Source organism: Marinobacter panjinensis (genome assembly GCF_005298175.1).
Classification (GTDB): domain Bacteria; phylum Pseudomonadota; class Gammaproteobacteria; order Pseudomonadales; family Oleiphilaceae; genus Marinobacter; species Marinobacter panjinensis.
Genome location: NZ_SZYH01000001.1, coordinates 2,385,049 through 2,402,224, shown reverse-complemented (window position 1 = coordinate 2,402,224; position 17,176 = coordinate 2,385,049). Strand labels below are relative to the sequence as shown.

Below are 17,176 nucleotides of genomic sequence, written 5' to 3'. Positions count from 1 at the left end.
GGCGATCCCGGCCTTTCCGGGCAACTCTTGACCTGAAGCAACCCTTCCGGGCCTGCCTCCGGTTTCAATATCGGCAGGTATATGGCCAGGGAGTCCGGCAATGTCATCTTCTGAATCCACGCCATTGAAAGCTGGTGAACCTGCAGGTTTCGATGACGTGCACTGGCACGCCATTGAAATCGATAAAGCCCGTTCGGAGCTGTCTGTTGCAGGGCCATTGTCGGCACAGAAAGTGGCCGAGAGACTGAATGAATATGGTCACAATCGGCTGCCGGAAGCACGTCGCCGCGGTCCTCTTGCCCGCCTTGGCAATCAGCTTAAAAACTTCCTGATTTATGTTCTGATTACGGCAGCGGTGATTACCGCCCTGCTGGGCCATTGGGTGGATACCACGGTGATTATGGCAGTGGTGGTTGTCCAGACCCTGGTGGGGTTTATACAGGAAGGCAAGGCCGAACAGGCACTCTCGGCGATTCGGCACATGCTCGCACCCAAGGCCGTGGTGGTTCGCGAAGGAGGGCAGCAGAAGATAGACGCCGCCGACCTGGTGCCCGGTGATACGGTAGTCCTGGAACCCGGTGACCGGGTGCCAGCCGATCTCCGGCTGGAACGCTGCCATAACCTCAAAATCGAAGAGGCAGTGCTGACCGGAGAGTCCGAACCGGTAAACAAAACAACCGATGTGCAGCCAGCAGATGCAGTCCTCGGTGACCAGCTCAATATGGCCTTTTCGGGCACGATGGTGGCCACAGGTACCGGCCGCGGGGTGGTCGTCAGGACAGGAGAAAGCACTGAAATCGGCCGGATTTCCGGCTTGCTGCAGGATACCACTACCCTCAAAACGCCCCTGCTTGAGCAGATCGACCGCTTTGCCCGTTACCTGTCAATGGTCATCATTGTTGCCGGTATCGCGATATTCGGTGGTGGCCTCGCCCTGAGCGGGCTTCCGGTTCGGGATCTGTTCATGGCGGTTGTGGGCCTGACCGTGGCGGCGATTCCCGAGGGGCTCCCGGCGATTCTCACCATAACCCTGGCCATCGGCGTTCGACGGATGGCAACCCGTCACGCGGTTGTGCGCAGAATGCCGGTGATCGAAACCCTGGGTGCGGTATCAGTGATCTGCTCCGACAAAACCGGAACCCTGACCCGCAATGAAATGATGGTGACTGCCGCGGTGGTGGCCGGAAAGCGTCTGGATATAGAGGGCGAAGGTTACGAGCCGGAGGGGGATATTCGCCACGGCAATGATGTAGTCTCCGACAATCCGCTGCTGGATGAATTGGCGAGAGCCGCCGCGCTATGCAACGACGCCCACCTGGAACGCCATGAGGGAACGATCCGGGTTGCCGGTGACCCCATGGAGGGAGCCCTGAAGGTTTTTGCCCAGAAGGCGGGGTTCGATCCGGAGACAGATGGCAGGCAGTGGCCACGGGCTGATGAAGTGCCCTTTGACGCTGAGTACCGCTTCATGGCGACACTCAACCATGATCATCATCGCCATGGCGTGGTCTACGTAAAGGGTGCCCCTGAACGGATCCTGGAAATGTGCGCCAGCATGGTGACCGATAATGGCGAAACCGCGTCACTGGGCCGGGAAGAGTGGAGCAGTGCAGTTTCCGAGCTGGCCTCCGAAGGGCTGAGAGTGCTGGCCCTGGCACGCAGGCCGGCCGAGGCGTCGCAGAATACTCTTGCCGTCGAGGACGTTGAGGACGGGCTGGAACTGTTGGGTCTCGTGGGTCTTCTGGACCCGCCGCGGCAGGAAGCTATCCGCGCTATTCAGGACTGCCACGACGCGGGTATCCGGGTAAAGATGATTACCGGCGATCACGCCATGACTGCCAGTGCCATTGGCGCACGGCTGGGGCTGAAGAATACCTCCCGGGTGATCACCGGCCGTGAGTTGGATCGGCTGGACGAGAACGAATTGAAGCAGGTTGCCAGCGAGGTGGATATTTTTGCCCGCACGAGTCCTGAACACAAACTGCGACTGGTAGAGGCATTACAGGCGTTGCATGGCGTGGTGGCCATGACGGGTGACGGCGTGAACGATGCACCTGCCCTCAAGCGTGCCGATGTTGGCATCGCCATGGGAGTCAAAGGCTCCGAGGCCGCCCGGGAGGCAGCTTCGGTGGTACTGCTGGACGATAACTTCGCCAGTATTGCTGCCGCCGTGCGGGAGGGGCGCACGGTCTATACCAATCTCAAGAAGGGCATTGCCTTCATGTTGCCAATTAATGGTGGCGAGTCCGTCAGCCTGATCACGGCTCTGTTGCTGGGGCTGGCGTTGCCGATTTCAGCGCTGCAGATTCTCTGGGTCAACATGGTCAGTTCGGTGATCCTGGCAATGACCCTGGCGTTCGAGCCTACCGAACCGGATGTCATGAAACGGCCTCCGCGGCCAAGAGACGAGTCACTGCTGGCAGGGTTTGTGGTCTGGCGGGTCGCTTTTGTGTCCCTGTTGTTCCTGATCGGTATCTTCGCCGCCTGGTATTGGGCCATGTACCGGTTTGACGATGAATCGGTTGCCCGCACACTGGCGGTGAACACCCTTGTGGCGATGGAGGTTTTTTACCTGTTCGCCGTACGCTACCTGGATAGCGCGTCCATTACCCTGAAGGGGGTTCTGGGCACCCCCATTGTATTGATGGCGGTGGGGGCGGTGATTCTGCTGCAATTGCTATTTACCTACTTGCCATTGTTTCACCAGACTTTTGCCAGTGCCCCTCTTACCCCTGGTGCTCTGGCCTTTGCGGCGAGTGCCGGAGTGATCGTGCTGGTGGTGCTGGAGCTGGAAACCTGGCTCAGGCGTCGATGGGACAAGGGCGCCGGAGGCGCCCTCAGTTCTGGCTCCGGGTGACGATGGCGGCATCGCCGCGTCCCTCGACGGCAGCCAGCTCCGCACTGGAGAGCCACTCCCCGGGCGGCCGTTCCAGGACATCTGCGCAGGCGGCCAGGACGTGGGCCCAGGAGCTGCGGTTAGTAAACAGCATGCCTGCCTCGTTCAGGGTGCCACCGCGGTTGATGTACCCGAGGACACGGGATTTCGACGGCTGAGGGAACAGCGGCGAAAGATGGCCCCGGAAGACCTCCGGGCGCATGTGGGTGAGAGCAACACGACGTGTCATCCTCCTGGGGAACAGGCGCTCCTGCTCCAGACCAGGAATACACTGCGCCGCTTCCAGGGTATCCCTGGGTTCGCGGAAGCGGCCGGGCTCCTGCACATACACCAGCCGGAAGGGTGTGCCGGTTTCCCGCAGCCGCTCGCTGGCACGGATCATTTCGGAAAGCTGGTAAGCGCCATTGGCGATCAGCATGACAGGTTCGCCGGGGGAGGTATCCTCATCCACCACCAGGGCGCCGTTTTTTGCCAGCAACTGTGCCTCATCCCGATCGAACACCACCGGTCGACCACGTTTCGGTATCACCATGCAGGTCAGTTGCCCCCGCCCCAGGTAGACGCCGGGCAGCGCCTCCAGGGTGCTGTTATAGTCGGCAGGAAAGAGGACGCGGCTGACATCGCTCATTTCCCCTAACAGGCTTTCGCAAAAAGTGGTGTCCTGATGGGATTGCTGGTTCTTGCCATTTTCCCAGGTGTGGGAGGTGGCAATCACCGGGAAACCGAGCCAGCGGGCGGGCCTGCCGACTTCCTTCTGCTGGCGGGCAAAGATCAGCGCCTGGCGGATTGCCCCCAGCATTTTTACGCAGAATGCCTCGTAGCTGGCCACCAGGTTCAACCCTGCCTTGTTGGCCAGACAGGCCGACACTACGGCTTCCTCATTGAGCGCGGTGATGATCTTCCCGTGAACAGACTCCTGTTCGCTTTCCGGGTCATTTACCCGGTGCTTGAGGCCATTGAGTACACCCTCCAGGCGATTACTGGCCAGTTCATCCGGGTTGCCTACGCGCGCCCTTAACTCCGGGTTTGCCTCGACCAGCGCCTTGAAGAAATCGTCCACTGCCAACATTGGTGAGCCCGAATCATTGGAGGGAGGCAGTGTTGGTATAACCGGATCTGGCGGATTGCGTGTCGCCAGCGCATGGTCCCGTTCCAAGGGACGTTCCTGTTGCCAATGCTGGTTGAGTTCGCAGACCGCATTGGCCAGTTGCTCGGGTGGTACCCATAGCAAACCGGCATGATGATGGAACAGCTCCCTGGCTCTGGTATCCATTTTGGGGTTCCCGGGTAGTGGCAGGTTATGGGCGGGATTGCTGCCGGCGCCATAAAAGCCAAAACCCTTGGTGGTTTCGGCGATGCCATAGGGAATCGGGACCGGGTAGGGCCGCACCCCGTTCAGGGCCTGCTGGCGGTAGTCACCCAGCTTTCGCTCCATATTGAACAGGGCACAAACGAAGGCGGCCGGATCGCGGCCATCAAAACGCAGCGGCTCGAAACCGCAATGCGCCAGGTGTTCGCCAAATCGTTCCAGGCCCGCGCGGGTTCCCAGTTCCGTGCGTTGCTCTATCCGTCGGCCATTGGCAATCATGATGGGCAGTACCGAGCCGCAATCTTCTGCCCGCCACCAGCGTGGCACCCAGTCACTGCCGCGCTGTTCTTCTGCGGCGCCATCAGACAGGAAGGCTACCAGTGACTCACCCGGCAGTGGCATGTGGGCGTACTGGAGTTCTGCGAAACCGAGATAGCCACCTTCGATGACACCGCCGGCTGTGTGGGGGCTGACGTGACTTCCCAGGGGGGCCTCCATGCCACCGTCCGGCCTTTGGCGGTAGCTATAGAAATCGGAAACAAGGCGGGAGAGCCCGTCCTTGCCCTGGTAGCGGTCCTGCTGTTCCAGGTGCAGGTTGCCCGTCAGCACGTTCAGCGCGTCAATCGCGGCGACGCAATGCCCCTGGCCCATCAGCCAGCTTCTGGTCTGGCCGGTCAGGTTGTTCAGCGCCAGGTAGGCGGCATAGGCAGGAACCATGTTCAGCGCCCCACCCGTATGGCCCTCGGGATTGGTTTTGAAGTCTGTGGGCTGCAGGGGCGTGCCGCTGGTGTCTACTCGTTTGGTGTAGGTCATGTGCGCTACCAGCCACAGGCCGGCACTGGCCAGACGGTCCAGGCTGGCCAGCTTGCGATAGACGGAGTCTGTGTCGGGTTGAAACCCTTCGGCCACCAGATCGCCGGCCATTTGCCGGGCCTGGGCGCACGTGGTTTCGCTGTGCTGGATTACGCCATAACCCCGCCGCCAGCGCTCGTATTCGGAAACGGGCTGCTCGGCTGAGTCCGGATTTCTGGGGGATGACATGACCGGCCTCCTCGGCTTCAATATATGAAGCGATTATAGGGGCCAGAACCCGGTATACCGTTGATGCAGATCAGTCGGACCTGCATCTTGTTTTACCGTTTATTCACCTGGTAGTGGAGGGGAGAATCAAGTACTGGCGGGTTGAAACCGCTGCTGCAGCCAGGACTTGATGTCGTCAGATTCGTACAGCCATTGGTCGTTGCCGTTTTCCCGAATCAACAGGCAGGGCACCTTGACGCGCCCGCCGCCGGCGGCAAGGGCTTCACGGTGACTATCGTCATGTTGGGCATCACGGGTTTCGATATTCAGTCCCAGGCGAGCGATTTCCTTGCGGACCTTGATGCAGAACGGGCAGGCACTGAATTGGTAGAGTGCCAGGTTCTTGCAGGCATCGTCCACACGGCCTTGTTCTTCAGGGGGCCGCTCGACGCCCGTGGGGGTGCTGAGCTTTTCACTGATCAACATGAACGGTGTCAGGATCAGGCGAAGGGTGCGGAAGAAATAACGAATAATAACTCTCATGGACAGGATAAGGCTCCGATTAGAGGGGTGGGCCGATAAAGCACCTCACCAGATACGGGAGCGCGTACAGTATCATTCAGCAGGAGGCGGAGCCAGGCTCGGCGTACGCTGGGGCGCTGGTATGTTGCTGTGCGTGGGTGTTTCTGCCAATCTCATGTTCAAAACAGGAACAAGGCCGGGTTTACCGGTGGTTCAACAGGAGAACAACGCGATGACAGAAGACAAGCGCCGCCGCTATTCGTCCCCGGTTGTGGATGGTCTGGGTAAATCGGCAAGCCGCGCCATGTTGCGGGCCGTGGGCTTTACCGATGAGGATTTCCGCAAGCCCCAGATCGGTATCGCTTCCACCTGGAGCAACCTGACGCCCTGCAACATGCACATCAACCAGCTTGCGGAAGAATCCGCCGCGGGAGCCGATGAAGCCGGTGGCAAGAGCCTGACGTTCAATACCATTACCGTGTCCGATGGCATCGCCAACGGCACCGAGGGCATGAAGTACTCGCTGGTATCGCGGGAAGTGATTGCAGACTCCATAGAAACCGTGGCCGGATGTGAAGGCTTTGACGGCCTGGTAGCCATTGGCGGCTGCGACAAGAACATGCCTGGCTGCATGATGGGCCTTGCGCGGTTGAACCGGCCCTCGGTGTTTGTCTACGGCGGCACCATCATGCCTGGTAAGAACCATACCGATATTATCTCGGTATTCGAGGCGGTGGGAGCCCATGCCCGTGGCGATCTCGACCTGATCCAGGTGAAGCAGATTGAGGAAACCGCCATCCCCGGCCCCGGGTCCTGTGGCGGCATGTACACCGCCAATACCATGGCCTCGGCCATTGAAGCCATGGGGATGAGCTTGCCGGGCAGCTCTGCCCAGAACGCCATTTCCGATACCAAGGCCGCAGACTGCCGGGCCGCAGGTGCGGCTGTGCTCAATCTGCTGGACAGGGACATCAAACCTTCCGATATCATGACCCGGGAAGCCTTTGAAAACGCCATTACGGTGGTGATTGCCCTGGGTGGCTCCACCAATGCGGTGCTTCACTTGCTGGCCATGGCCAGTACCGTCGGGGTCGAGCTGTCTCTGGATGATTTCGTGGACATCGGCAAGCGGGTACCTGTGCTTGCGGATCTGCGTCCCAGCGGCCATTACATGATGTCGGAGCTGGTGGCCATCGGTGGTATCCAGCCGCTGATGAAAATGCTGCTGGACAAGGGCATGCTGCACGGGGACTGCATGACCGTAACGGGGCAGAGTCTGGCCGAAAACCTGAGGGATGTGGCGCCCTACCCGGAAAGCCAGGACATCATTCATGCCTTTGATAACCCGATCAAGGCGGACAGCCACCTGCGTATCCTCTATGGCAACCTTGCACCCACCGGCGCTGTGGCCAAGATTACCGGCAAGGAGGGTACCCACTTCACCGGTCAGGCCCGGGTGTTCCACTCCGAGGAAGAGGCCCAGGAGCGGATCATGGATGGCACCGTAGTCGCCGGGGATGTCCTGGTGATCCGTTATGAGGGGCCGAAAGGTGGTCCTGGCATGCGAGAGATGCTGACACCCACCTCGGCCATCATGGGTAAGGGCCTGGGTAGCGATGTGGCGCTGATTACCGATGGGCGCTTCTCCGGTGGCAGCCACGGGTTTGTGGTTGGCCATATCACGCCGGAAGCCGCCGAGGGCGGGCCGCTTGCACTGGTCGAGAACGGTGACACCATCACCATCGACGCTGTCGACAACCGTATCGAGCTGGATGTTTCCGACGGCGAGATGGAGCGCCGCCGTAAAGCCTGGTCAGAGCCGGCCCCGAGGTTTACCCGTGGGGTGCTGGCCAAGTATGCGCGAACGGTAGGTTCGGCCTCGGAAGGCGCGGTGACGGACAAACCCTGATCGTTTCAGGGGCAGGCCGGCTCCGGCCGGCCCCAGAAATAGCCCTGTCCAAAAAGGCCGGGGAATTGCTGTAACCAGCAAACCACGGCCTCGTCCTCCACGCCCTCGACCACCACATCCAGGTCCAGTGCCTCGCCCAGCTCCAGGGCAGCGCGAAAGATACGTTGGCGAGTCGGATGGGCGAGGATGTCCTTGAGGAAACTGCGGTCGATCTTGAGCTCGTCCAGATCAAAGCTTGCCAGCGTCCCCAGGGAGGAATGTCCGGTGCCGAAATCATCCATTGCTATCCTGAATCCTTTGCGGCTGAGGGCGTGGATAATTTTTCCGGAATCTTCCGGGTCGGTCATCATCGCGGTTTCTGTTATTTCCAGGATCAGATCCCCGGTCTTCATGCCGTGGCGGGCAATGATGTCGGCAATCTCGTCTTCGAAACCGGCGTGAATCAGGTCAACGGCGGAAATATTGACGGCCACGGACAGACCAGTGCCATAGCGGGAGACCAGATGACGGTATTCGCTGCAGGCCCTCTCGATGACCCAGAGTGTTACCGGGTGAATCACACCCACCTGTTCGGCCAGCGGTATCCATTGGTCAGGTGCGACGATGCCGAACTCCGGGTGACGCCAGCGGATCAGCGCCTCCACAGAGCAAACTTTCGAGTCGCGAATGCTTACCTTGGGCTGGTATTCCAGCCACATGGCGTTGCTGGCTAATCCATCTTCCACGTCCAGCATCAGAACCTGCTGGCGGTACTGCCACTCGGCAATGGCGGGATCGTAGACGGTGAGTAGCTGCCCGGCACTCAGTGACGCCACACCGGCTGAGGAAAGGATTCCGGCTGCATCCGCTCCGTGCTCCGGCGCATGGGCGATGCCCAGTGAAGGGCCCCAGGAGAAGGAAAACCGGCCCTCCCGGAAGTTGTCGGCCAGCCAGTCCCGTATCTCCAAGAGCAGATCCTGAATCTGATCAGTATGATCTTCGCGGTACAGTGCGAAGGCGTGGTTGATGGTGTCTACAGTGGCCAGCCCATAACCATTGATCATCACCAGCCGGGCGCCGGCGCGGCGTTTGAGATAACTGTTCAACTGACGCAGATAACTCCTTAGTAGCTCCTCGGCGGCGCGGTACCCCAATGCCTGTTCAATCTCGTTGAACCGGCTGAGCCGGATCATACACAGGGTGTAGGGAGTCTGACCGGTGTCGATGATGTCGAGGGTTTCTTCCAGTATGGCCCGGTTGGGCTTACCGGTGACCCGGTGGGATTTCAGCAGGCGGTCATAATCCTGCTCGATCTGTGAGCGAACCTGTTGTTCGTGGCGAACCTGCCTGTCAGCGCTCAGGCGTTTACGGCGTTCCCGCCGCCTGACGGACCGGAGGACATAACTGCCCCCGGCCAGAAGCAGCAGTGTGAACACCAGGACGCCGCCGATAAACGCTTTGTGGATCAGTTCGTGGTTCGCTTCAAAGGCCTGGCCCTGAAGGACTTGCGGCAATAAGCCAATGAGCAGTACGGCGTAGGCGATGGCAAGCAGGAGCAGGATCAGGGGCAAACATCGCCAGAACACACTGGTCACGCCAGGGTTGGCATCTTTCCGTATTGGAGTTCTGTTTGACGAAGTTGTGGGAGATTCCATTCTGTCTGTGTCCTGCCGGTTTGTCGGCACGTCTGTTACAAACTGGTTACTTTGTGAATCATTAAGTAACATTATGATTTATATGTAATTTTACGGGATTTAAAGAAATTTTGCATTTACTGTTTTAAACACCTTGGCAGTGCCGGGCCGAGGCGGATCAATGACGCAGATAAGGGTAGAACTGACAAACTGGTAACGCTTTTACCGCCCCGGGCCGGAGCCAGCGGGCATTTTGACTGGTATAGTTGTAAGCTGAACAGGTAAGGCAAGCGTGTGCAGGCAAATACAAGAAGGGTTGAAATGATGATCCGATCGGCCGTTTTACTGGCGTTGACAGTGCTGCTGGTAGTGACGTTTTCTCATGCCAGCGCAGCGGACAGGGCAGAGTTGCAGCTGGCTTCGGTCAACGCAGCGGTCGCTTATGCCGATGCAGATGGGCTGGTCTATGGCAAGAATGCCCATCGCCCAGTGCCCATTGCTTCCATTACCAAACTGATGACAGCCCTGGTAGTGATGGAGTCCGGGGAACCGCTGACGGAATGGCTGGAGTTCAGAGAACGCCATATCCCGGCGCCCGCAAATGCCTATACCCGTATTCGCGAAGGCTCCGAACTGCGGCGGGCCGATGTGCTGAGGATTGCATTGATGTCGTCGGAGAACTTTGCCGCCTATACCCTTGCCCGTCATCATCCGGGCGGCTATGACGCCTTTGTCAAAGCCATGAATACCCGTGCCAGCGAGCTGGGCATGGTCAATACCACGTTTGTGGACCCGACCGGGCTGTCGGTAAAAAACCGTTCGACTGCGGCAGATCTGGTGCGCCTGGTCAGGGCCGCCAGCAAGTATCCGCAGATCCGGGAATACTCCACCACCCGCTACTTCACTGGGCGCTTTCGGCAGCCCCGCTACCGCCTTGCCTACGGAAACACCAATGTCCTTGTGCATCGTGAGAGCTGGGGTGTGGGTATCAGCAAAACCGGTTATCTCTCCGAGGCAGGGCGCTGCCTGGTTATGCTGTCCGAGATGGACGGCAGGCCAGTGGTTACCGTACTGCTGGACTCCCTGGGCACCCGGTCGCCAATGGGCGATGCCGGGCGTATCAAGCGCTGGCTGACCACCGGAGTGGGCGGCAGTGTAGCCGCAGCGGCACGGGCCTATGAGCGGAAAAAGAACGCTGCCTATGCGTCCTCTGCCAGCACCTCTGCCAGTGTGAACTGACGTCGAATCTATCAGGATCCTTGGCCAATGATCGAGATCTTCACCACCGGTGGCACTATCGACAAAGTGTACTTCGACGCCAACAGCGAGTTTGAAATCGGGGACAGTCCGGTTGCAGAACTGCTTGCGGAATCCAATATTCGCGACGGGTTCTCGGTCACCGGCCTGATGCGCAAGGATAGCCTGGAGATGAAAGACGAGGATCGCGAGGCGGTCAGGGCCGCGGTCAGCCGTTGTTCCGCAGAACGGGTTCTGATCACCCACGGCACTGACACCATGCCGGACACGGCAAGAGCGCTATTGTCGGTCAGGGACAAAACCATCGTGCTTACCGGTGCCATGCAGCCTGCCCGCATGCGCCGCAGTGATGCTGTGTTCAACATCGGTTTTGCCTGGGCCGCGGTGAAACTACTGCCTCACGGGGTCTATATCGCCATGAACGGAGAGGTGTTCGAAGCGGGCTCCGTGCGCAAGAACCTGAAGGCCCAGCGCTTCGAGCGAACCTGATCACGCCAGGCAGCCTACTTCATCAGCGGTAAGCTCACGGTATTGTCCTGGGGCCAGTTCGGGGTCCAGAACGATGTCTCCAATCCGCCATCGGTGCAGGCCGACCACGTGATTGCCCACCGCAGCCAGCATTCGCCGGACCTGGTGGTAACGCCCCTCAGAAATGGTCAGGTCAACCAGCCGGTCATCCAGTTTGTGCACCCGGGCAGGGGAGGTTGGCGTGGGCTCGTTATGCAGTGCTACCCCCTGTTCCAGCCGCAGGATGGCAGTGGGATCGATGGGCTCACTGAGGGTTACGCGGTAGGTCTTGGGGCAACTCACCCGGGGTGAGGTTATCCTGTGGGACCACTGGCCGTCCGTGGTCAGTAGTAACAGCCCGGTGGTAGCCGCATCCAGCCGCCCTGCGATGTGCAGCCCCCGCCTTACATCCGCAGGCAGCAGGTCCAGCGCGGTTGGTTGCTGGCTGTCCGTGGTGGCACTGATGACACCTTCGGGCTTGTGCAGCATGAGGTAGCGCTCGCCCGGCAGTGCCAGGGTTTGCCCCTCAAGGGTGATTCTGGACTCGGGAGCTACCAGTGTGCCGGCTTTGCGGCAGGTTTGATTGTCCACCTTCACCAGGCCAGCGCTGATGGCCTTTTTTGTATCCCGGCGCGACAGGGTCGTGGCATTGGCTATGAAATAATCCAGACGCATGTTCAGGTACAGCCTTCTCCCGGCGGTGGCAAGGTCAGGCTGGCAAGGCATAGAACTTCGGCCGAGCCGGTCATCCGGTTCCATAATACGCCCAGCAGCTCACCGGCCACAGCCGGGCGTTCCGTACGGGAACTGGGCAGGGGCTTCAGGCCGTCGCCATTGTCCGTTGCCAGAACGAAAGTGAACGGATGGGCACCGGGAATGCCGAGGCGTATGTCCGTGGCTGTCAGCCTGCCATTGGCTCTTTCATAATGCAGAAAGCCATTCGTAAACCACTCCAGGCGCCGGCCCTCGGCCAGCGTCGCTGCAACTTCCGCCAGTTGCGGATCGCGTGGGAAGCTTTCCAGGGTGACCGGTCTATCGCCATCCAGAAACCCGGTGACGATTTCCACCCGCCGGCCCTCACCCATTACGGTCACACGCCACAATACGGTGTTGAAGGGCATGGGCTGAACCATTCTCGGCGCATCTTGAAGACCTTCCTGTGCCAGGGCGGGCTGCACGCGGTCTGAAATGATCTGCTGGGCGGTGACGCTCCAGCCAAGATACAGCGTCGATAACACCAGCCCTGCCATGACAGCCCTGGTATCCGGCCCACGGAACAGGAACGCCAATATCCCCGCCAGCAAGGGCAAGGTGTAGAGGGGGTCGATAATAAAGATACTGCTGATCGCAATCGGCGGGCCGAAGGGCCAGAACAACTGGGTGCCGTAGGTGGTGAAAGCGTCCAGCAAGGGGTGTGTCAGCAATATAAGGGCTGTGACCGCGAGCCAGCGCCTGTAACTGAGAACCGGGCGCCAGCGGTTCAGTGCACAGGCAATAAGAAACGACAATGGAAACAGGATAAACAGGGAGTGGCTGAACCCCCGGTGCTGGGTAAAGTTGGCCACGGCGGTGCCGTAATCGATAACCACATCCAGGTCCGGCAGGGTGCCAAGGGCCGCGCCAATCAGCAGTGCCGAGCGGCCAAGGGTTTTTCCGGCAACCGCGCCGGCGAGCGAGGCGCCCAGTGCAGCCTGGGTTATCGAGTCCATCGGTATTGAAGCCTTGTCAGAGCACTACGCCAAGCGATTCCAGAACCGCATCGCCAGGATACCCATCGGCCACAAGGCCATTTTTGGCCTGATAGGTTCGAATGGCAGAGCGGGTATCAGGGCCCATGATACCGTCCGGTTCGCCGGTGTCGAAGCCCTTTTCATTCAGTGCCTCCTGGATAGCCAGAATGTTGTCCCGGGACAGGGCCGGCAGATCTTCCGGGGGCGGATTCTGCAGTTCTCCGGCACCGGCAATACGGTCTGCCAGGTGTCCCACGGCAATGGCATAGAATTCAGAGCGATTCCAGCCCATGATCACGCCAAAGTTGTGGTAGGCCAGGAAGGCTGGTCCGCGGTGGCCGGAGGGAACTACCACAGAGGCCTTGATGGGCTCATTGGCCAGGGCATTGCCGAAAGCGTCGGTGACGCCCAGTTTTCGCCATTCCTCGAGTGCAAGTTTGCGGCCATCTGCCAGTTCATAATCGAAGTTTTCTGGCAGCAGGACCTCCCGCCCCCAACGGTAGTCGCCGTTCCAGCCAAGGTCTTCCAGGAACTTACCGGCGGACATCATGGCATCCGGCAGACTGTTCCAGAGGTCCCGCTTGCCATCCCCGTCACCATCCACGGCGTGACGGAGGAAGACGGTTGGCATGAACTGGACGTGGCCCATGGCTCCCGCCCAGGAGCCTTCCATCTGTTCGGCGGGTATCGCGCCCTCGTCAATGATCCGCAGTGCTGCGATCAACTGCTCGGTAAAGAAATTACTGCGGCGCGGGTCACAGGCCAGCGTGGCCAGGGAACTGGGTACCGGCATCTTGCCAAAATAAGTACCAAAGTTGGTTTCCAGGCCCCAGAAGGACACCAGATAGGGGGCAGGTACACCGGTTTCACGGGTGACACGGTCGAGCAGTTCCCGGTGCTCCTGAAGCAGCTCCCGCCCCTTGCTGACGCGCTGGTCATTGACCCGGCGGTTCAGGTAGTCGGCAAAGGTGGTGGTGAATTCCGGCTGGCGCCGGTCCAGCTCGATAACCCGCTCCAGGTACTCGGCACTGGCCAGCACGTCTTTGGCGGTCTGCGATGACACGCCAGCCTCAATCGCCTGGCTTTCCAGCCTTTCGATGCACAGTGGGAAGTCTTCTGCAGCATCGCTGTAGGCGATGCCGGGCAAGCTTCCCAATGCCAACGCCCCTGCGAGTGACAGATGGCGAATCGTCCGTTTGCCTGCAAAAGTCCCTGTGAAAATGATCGGCACGCTGAACCTCGGTCTGGAGTGGATGTTTCAGGCTCATGGTAGCCTGTTTTCACTACCCTTAAATACCGTTGTTGGCCGCTTTCGGTGACAATTCTTTAACCTGGGGTTTCCTGCGGCCATGGGTGTGTCGTCTTTTTGTAGTTCGGCTATTCCCGGGTTACGGCATGTTCTATAGTTTGGGCGGATAACCAACAACATTCTGAATGAAAAGGTCTGAATCATGGCAACGCTGAAGGCGCTGGTGGTGGATGATGCCAGTTTTGTCAGGGATCTGGTCAAGCGGACAGTACGCCAGCGCTTCCCGGTCATCGAAACCACCGACGCCCAGAACGGGCGCAGGGCCCAGTCCTTGATGTCGCGAACGGTGTTCGACCTGATCCTGTGTGACTGGGAGATGCCGGAGATGTCGGGCCTGGAGCTGTTGCAATGGATGCGTCAGCAGCCCCAGTACGAGAAAGTACCGTTTATCATGATTACCAGTCGTGGCGACAAGGATCATGTGGTGGAAGCCGTCAAGGGTGGGGTGTCCGAGTACCTGGGCAAACCCTTCAGCCCCGAAGGGCTGAGCAACAAGATTATCAAGGTTATGGGCCGGCGGCTCAAGGACGCCATGGACCGCAGTGGCAAGTCCATGGGCGGCCCCGCCGATGCCTTCAAGGAGTCTGCCACCCTGTTGACGCAGAAACGGGAACCGGCGGCACCGGCGTCGCCTGCTCCGGGCAAACCACGCACCGGGCCAGCTGCTTCAGGCAGGCCAGCGATGAGTGTGGCTTCGGTGCGCTTCGCAGACAGCACGCTGCGTTCGGTGGTCAAGGATATTACTCTCACCGAAGTCCGGGTAATCGCCAAGCGGGACCAGCAGTTTCCGGGCATCCTTGATCAGGCAGTGGTGGATATCGAGGTGGCGGAGGACCAGGTGGCACGGTTAAACGGCTACGTTCACCAGTTGCAGGCCGTTGAAAAGCGGCAGGATACGGATTTTGTCAGTGTAACGATTCGCTTCGTTGACGAAGATCCCCAGAAACTGGAAGACCTTTCCCGTTTTATTGCCCGCTTTCGAATCGGAGGTTAGTGCCCTCAGGAGGCGGTTTCAGGGAGCTGTTCCGCCAGTCGCTCCCGCGGAAAGTGGCAGATGAACTCGCTGCCATCGCCAATACGGCTGCGTATGTCCAGCTTACCGTCATGGTTCAGCAGAACATGCTTTACGATTGCCAGTCCCAGGCCGGTGCCGCCGGTTTCCTTGTGCCGGCTCGGATCGGCGCGGTAGAAACGCTCGGTGAGCCGCGGGATGTGGACCGGATCAATACCGATCCCGGTATCTTTCACTGACAGGTGCGCGCCTTCACGATCCGTATTCCAGGTAACGGTAATCTGTCCACCCGCCGGGGTGTATTTTACCGCATTGAAAATCAGGTTGGAGAAGGCGCTTCGCAGCTGGCTTTCGTCGCCTCGGAGAAGATGGCGTTCCGAGATGTTGACGGTGAACTCGTGACCCTTTTCACCACTGAGGGCCCTGGCGTCGTGGCAGATCTGGTTGATCATTCCCTTCACATCTGTCACCGCATCGCTGACGGTCTGTTCGCCGGTTTCAATCTTTGACAACAGTATCAGGTCGGTAATCAGTGCTTCCATGCGGGATGACTGCTGGGCCATGGTATTGATGGCCCGGCGCCATTTGGGCGGCAAATCATCCGCGTTGTCCACCAGGGTCTCCAGATAGCCGCTGATCACCGTCAGTGGCGTTCGCATTTCGTGGGAGACGTTGCCGACAAAATCACGCCGCATCTGCTCCAACTGATAGAGACGGGTAACGTCCTTGGCCACAATCAGGCGGTCGTCTTCGCCAAACAGGCTGATCTGTATCTGCAAATGTATATGGGGCCGTGCCGGCGAGTTAAGGTCCAGAGGTTCACGGTAGTCCCTGGAGTCAAAATAGGCCTTGAAGGCCGGGTTGCGGATAAGGTTATGGATGAACTGGCCCTGGTCCGAGCTGCGGCGAAAACCAAGCAGGTGTTCCGCCGAACCGTTCCACCACTCCATGGCGCCCCGCGAGTCGGTCATGATGACGCCATCACGCATGGCGTTGGTGGATTCCTGGACCCGGTTGATCTGGGCGCGAAGTTTGTCCTGGGTTCGGAGGTGAGTCTGGTGGAGCTTGTGGAGGCCGTCGAAGATATCGCCCCAGAGGCCGACGCTCTGCGGAGCTTCATCACTGGCACCGGGATTGCCGAGCCAGTGGTAAAGGCGCCTGGCCTGGGCGAGGGTCCACCAGAGGTAGGCCAGAAGCCCCACCGTCAGCCCGTATAGCGGCTCGCCAAAGAACAGCCCGACCGCGGTGCAGGCGATCAGGAATGCGATGATCCATCGCACGTACCTTGACCAGTTATGTTGCATTGGTGCTGCCCCTGAGTCAGTTCCGGGCCCTTGCGGGGTTTAGGGCGCCGCTGTGGTTATGCCGCCCTGGTAGAGAACCGGTAGCCGGTGCCACGTACTGTCTGGATCAGGTGATCATACTGGTCGCCAAGAGCTTTGCGCAGGCGGCGTATGTGCACGTCGACCGTTCGCTCCTCAACGTAGACGTTTCCACCCCACACCTGGTCCAACAGTTGGGAGCGAGTATAAACCCGTTCCTGGTGTGTCATGAAGAACTGAAGCAGCCGATATTCAGTTGGGCCGATGTTCAGCTCGGCGGTTGCCGTTGTTACCCGGTGGCCGATCGGGTCCAGAGTCAGGCCATCCACTTCAATGGGGGTTTCCACACCGGGCGGCGTAGCACGGCGCAGCACGGCCTTGAGCCGGGCTACCAGCTCCCTGGGCGAGAAAGGCTTGGTGATGTAATCGTCCGCGCCCACTTCCAGGCCCTGGATCTTGTTGTCTTCCTCGACCTTGGCGGTGAGCATGATGATGGGGATTTCAGCCGTGGCCTCTTCTTTCTTGAGGCGACGGGCCAGTTCAACACCGCTGGTGCCGGGAAGCATCCAGTCCAGCAGGATGAGGTCGGGCTGTTTATCGACAATCAGGGCATGTGCTTCGCGGGCATCCGCTGCCTCGAGGTAGTCGTAGTCGGCCATTTCGAGGGCAACAGCAATCATCTCGCGGATCGGTGCCTCGTCATCGACGATCAGGACAGTTTTTCCAGTCATGAGCATTAACCTGTGTCAGACCTTGTATTGTTGCTGCCT

13 protein-coding genes are annotated in these 17,176 nt (G+C 59.5%); 5 read left to right on the top strand and 8 right to left on the bottom strand.

Features of this window, described 5'->3' with window-relative positions:
- Positions 1 to 100: 100 nt before the first annotated feature.
- A complete protein-coding gene (locus tag FDP08_RS11070) occupies positions 101 to 2,857 on the top strand; it encodes a cation-translocating P-type ATPase (RefSeq protein WP_137436215.1) in 2,757 nt (918 codons plus the stop codon).
- Here the strand turns inward: FDP08_RS11070 and FDP08_RS11065 are convergent.
- Both FDP08_RS11065 and FDP08_RS11060 read right to left on the bottom strand, forming a co-directional pair.
- Positions 2,838 to 5,246 (bottom strand): phosphoketolase family protein, encoded by a 2,409-nt coding sequence (locus FDP08_RS11065; protein WP_137436214.1) that lies wholly within the window; start codon positions 5,244 to 5,246, stop codon positions 2,838 to 2,840. The two genes, FDP08_RS11070 and FDP08_RS11065, sit on opposite strands and share 20 nt — an antisense overlap.
- A 126-nt stretch (positions 5,247 to 5,372) precedes the next feature.
- Positions 5,373 to 5,768 (bottom strand): glutaredoxin family protein, encoded by a 396-nt coding sequence (locus FDP08_RS11060; protein WP_137436213.1) that lies wholly within the window; start codon positions 5,766 to 5,768, stop codon positions 5,373 to 5,375.
- A 211-nt stretch (positions 5,769 to 5,979) separates the two neighbouring features.
- Between FDP08_RS11060 and ilvD the strand changes: the two genes are divergently transcribed.
- The gene (gene ilvD / locus FDP08_RS11055; RefSeq protein WP_137436212.1) at positions 5,980 to 7,656 is read left to right on the top strand and encodes a dihydroxy-acid dehydratase; all 1,677 of its coding nucleotides are present in this window, start codon (positions 5,980 to 5,982) and stop codon (positions 7,654 to 7,656) included.
- A 5-nt stretch (positions 7,657 to 7,661) separates the two neighbouring features.
- Here ilvD and FDP08_RS11050 read toward each other — a convergent pair whose 3' ends face one another.
- A complete protein-coding gene (locus FDP08_RS11050; RefSeq protein ID WP_228263286.1) occupies positions 7,662 to 9,290 on the bottom strand; it encodes a putative bifunctional diguanylate cyclase/phosphodiesterase in 1,629 nt (542 codons plus the stop codon).
- Between the two features lie 300 nt (positions 9,291 to 9,590).
- On the opposite strand from FDP08_RS11050, the gene pbpG reads away from it, so the two are divergent.
- Together pbpG and FDP08_RS11040 are read left to right on the top strand one after the other, a co-directional pair.
- Entirely contained in the window at positions 9,591 to 10,508 is a 918-nt protein-coding gene (gene pbpG, locus FDP08_RS11045; protein ID WP_228263285.1) for a D-alanyl-D-alanine endopeptidase, read from the top strand.
- A gap of 27 nt (positions 10,509 to 10,535) precedes the next feature.
- Positions 10,536 to 11,015, top strand: a complete 480-nt coding sequence (locus FDP08_RS11040; RefSeq protein ID WP_137436210.1) for an asparaginase domain-containing protein — start codon at positions 10,536 to 10,538, stop codon at positions 11,013 to 11,015.
- Here FDP08_RS11040 and FDP08_RS11035 read toward each other — a convergent pair whose 3' ends face one another.
- The 3 genes from FDP08_RS11035 to FDP08_RS11025 are packed head-to-tail and all read right to left on the bottom strand — an operon-like array spanning position 11,016 to position 13,910.
- A complete protein-coding gene (locus tag FDP08_RS11035; RefSeq protein ID WP_137436209.1) occupies positions 11,016 to 11,708 on the bottom strand; it encodes a pseudouridine synthase in 693 nt (230 codons plus the stop codon).
- Positions 11,709 to 11,710: 2 nt separating this feature from the next.
- Entirely contained in the window at positions 11,711 to 12,742 is a 1,032-nt protein-coding gene (locus FDP08_RS11030; protein ID WP_137436208.1) for a metal-dependent hydrolase, read from the bottom strand.
- Between the two features lie 16 nt (positions 12,743 to 12,758).
- Complete coding sequence (locus FDP08_RS11025; RefSeq protein ID WP_282562571.1) at positions 12,759 to 13,910, bottom strand: lytic murein transglycosylase; 1,152 nt, start codon at positions 13,908 to 13,910, stop codon at positions 12,759 to 12,761.
- A gap of 304 nt (positions 13,911 to 14,214) precedes the next feature.
- On the opposite strand from FDP08_RS11025, the gene FDP08_RS11020 reads away from it, so the two are divergent.
- A complete protein-coding gene (locus FDP08_RS11020) occupies positions 14,215 to 15,066 on the top strand; it encodes a response regulator (protein WP_137436207.1) in 852 nt (283 codons plus the stop codon).
- 5 nt (positions 15,067 to 15,071) lie between these two features.
- On the opposite strand, the gene phoR is transcribed toward FDP08_RS11020, so the two are convergent.
- Positions 15,072 to 16,388: a phosphate regulon sensor histidine kinase PhoR gene (gene phoR / locus FDP08_RS11015; RefSeq protein WP_137436206.1), complete on the bottom strand. Its 1,317-nt coding sequence runs from the start codon at positions 16,386 to 16,388 to the stop codon at positions 15,072 to 15,074.
- Between the two features lie 56 nt (positions 16,389 to 16,444).
- On the bottom strand, positions 16,445 to 17,137 hold the full coding sequence (gene phoB, locus FDP08_RS11010) for a phosphate regulon transcriptional regulator PhoB (protein ID WP_137436205.1): 693 nt from the start codon (positions 17,135 to 17,137) through the stop codon (positions 16,445 to 16,447).
- Between the last annotated feature and the right edge of the window lie 39 nt (positions 17,138 to 17,176).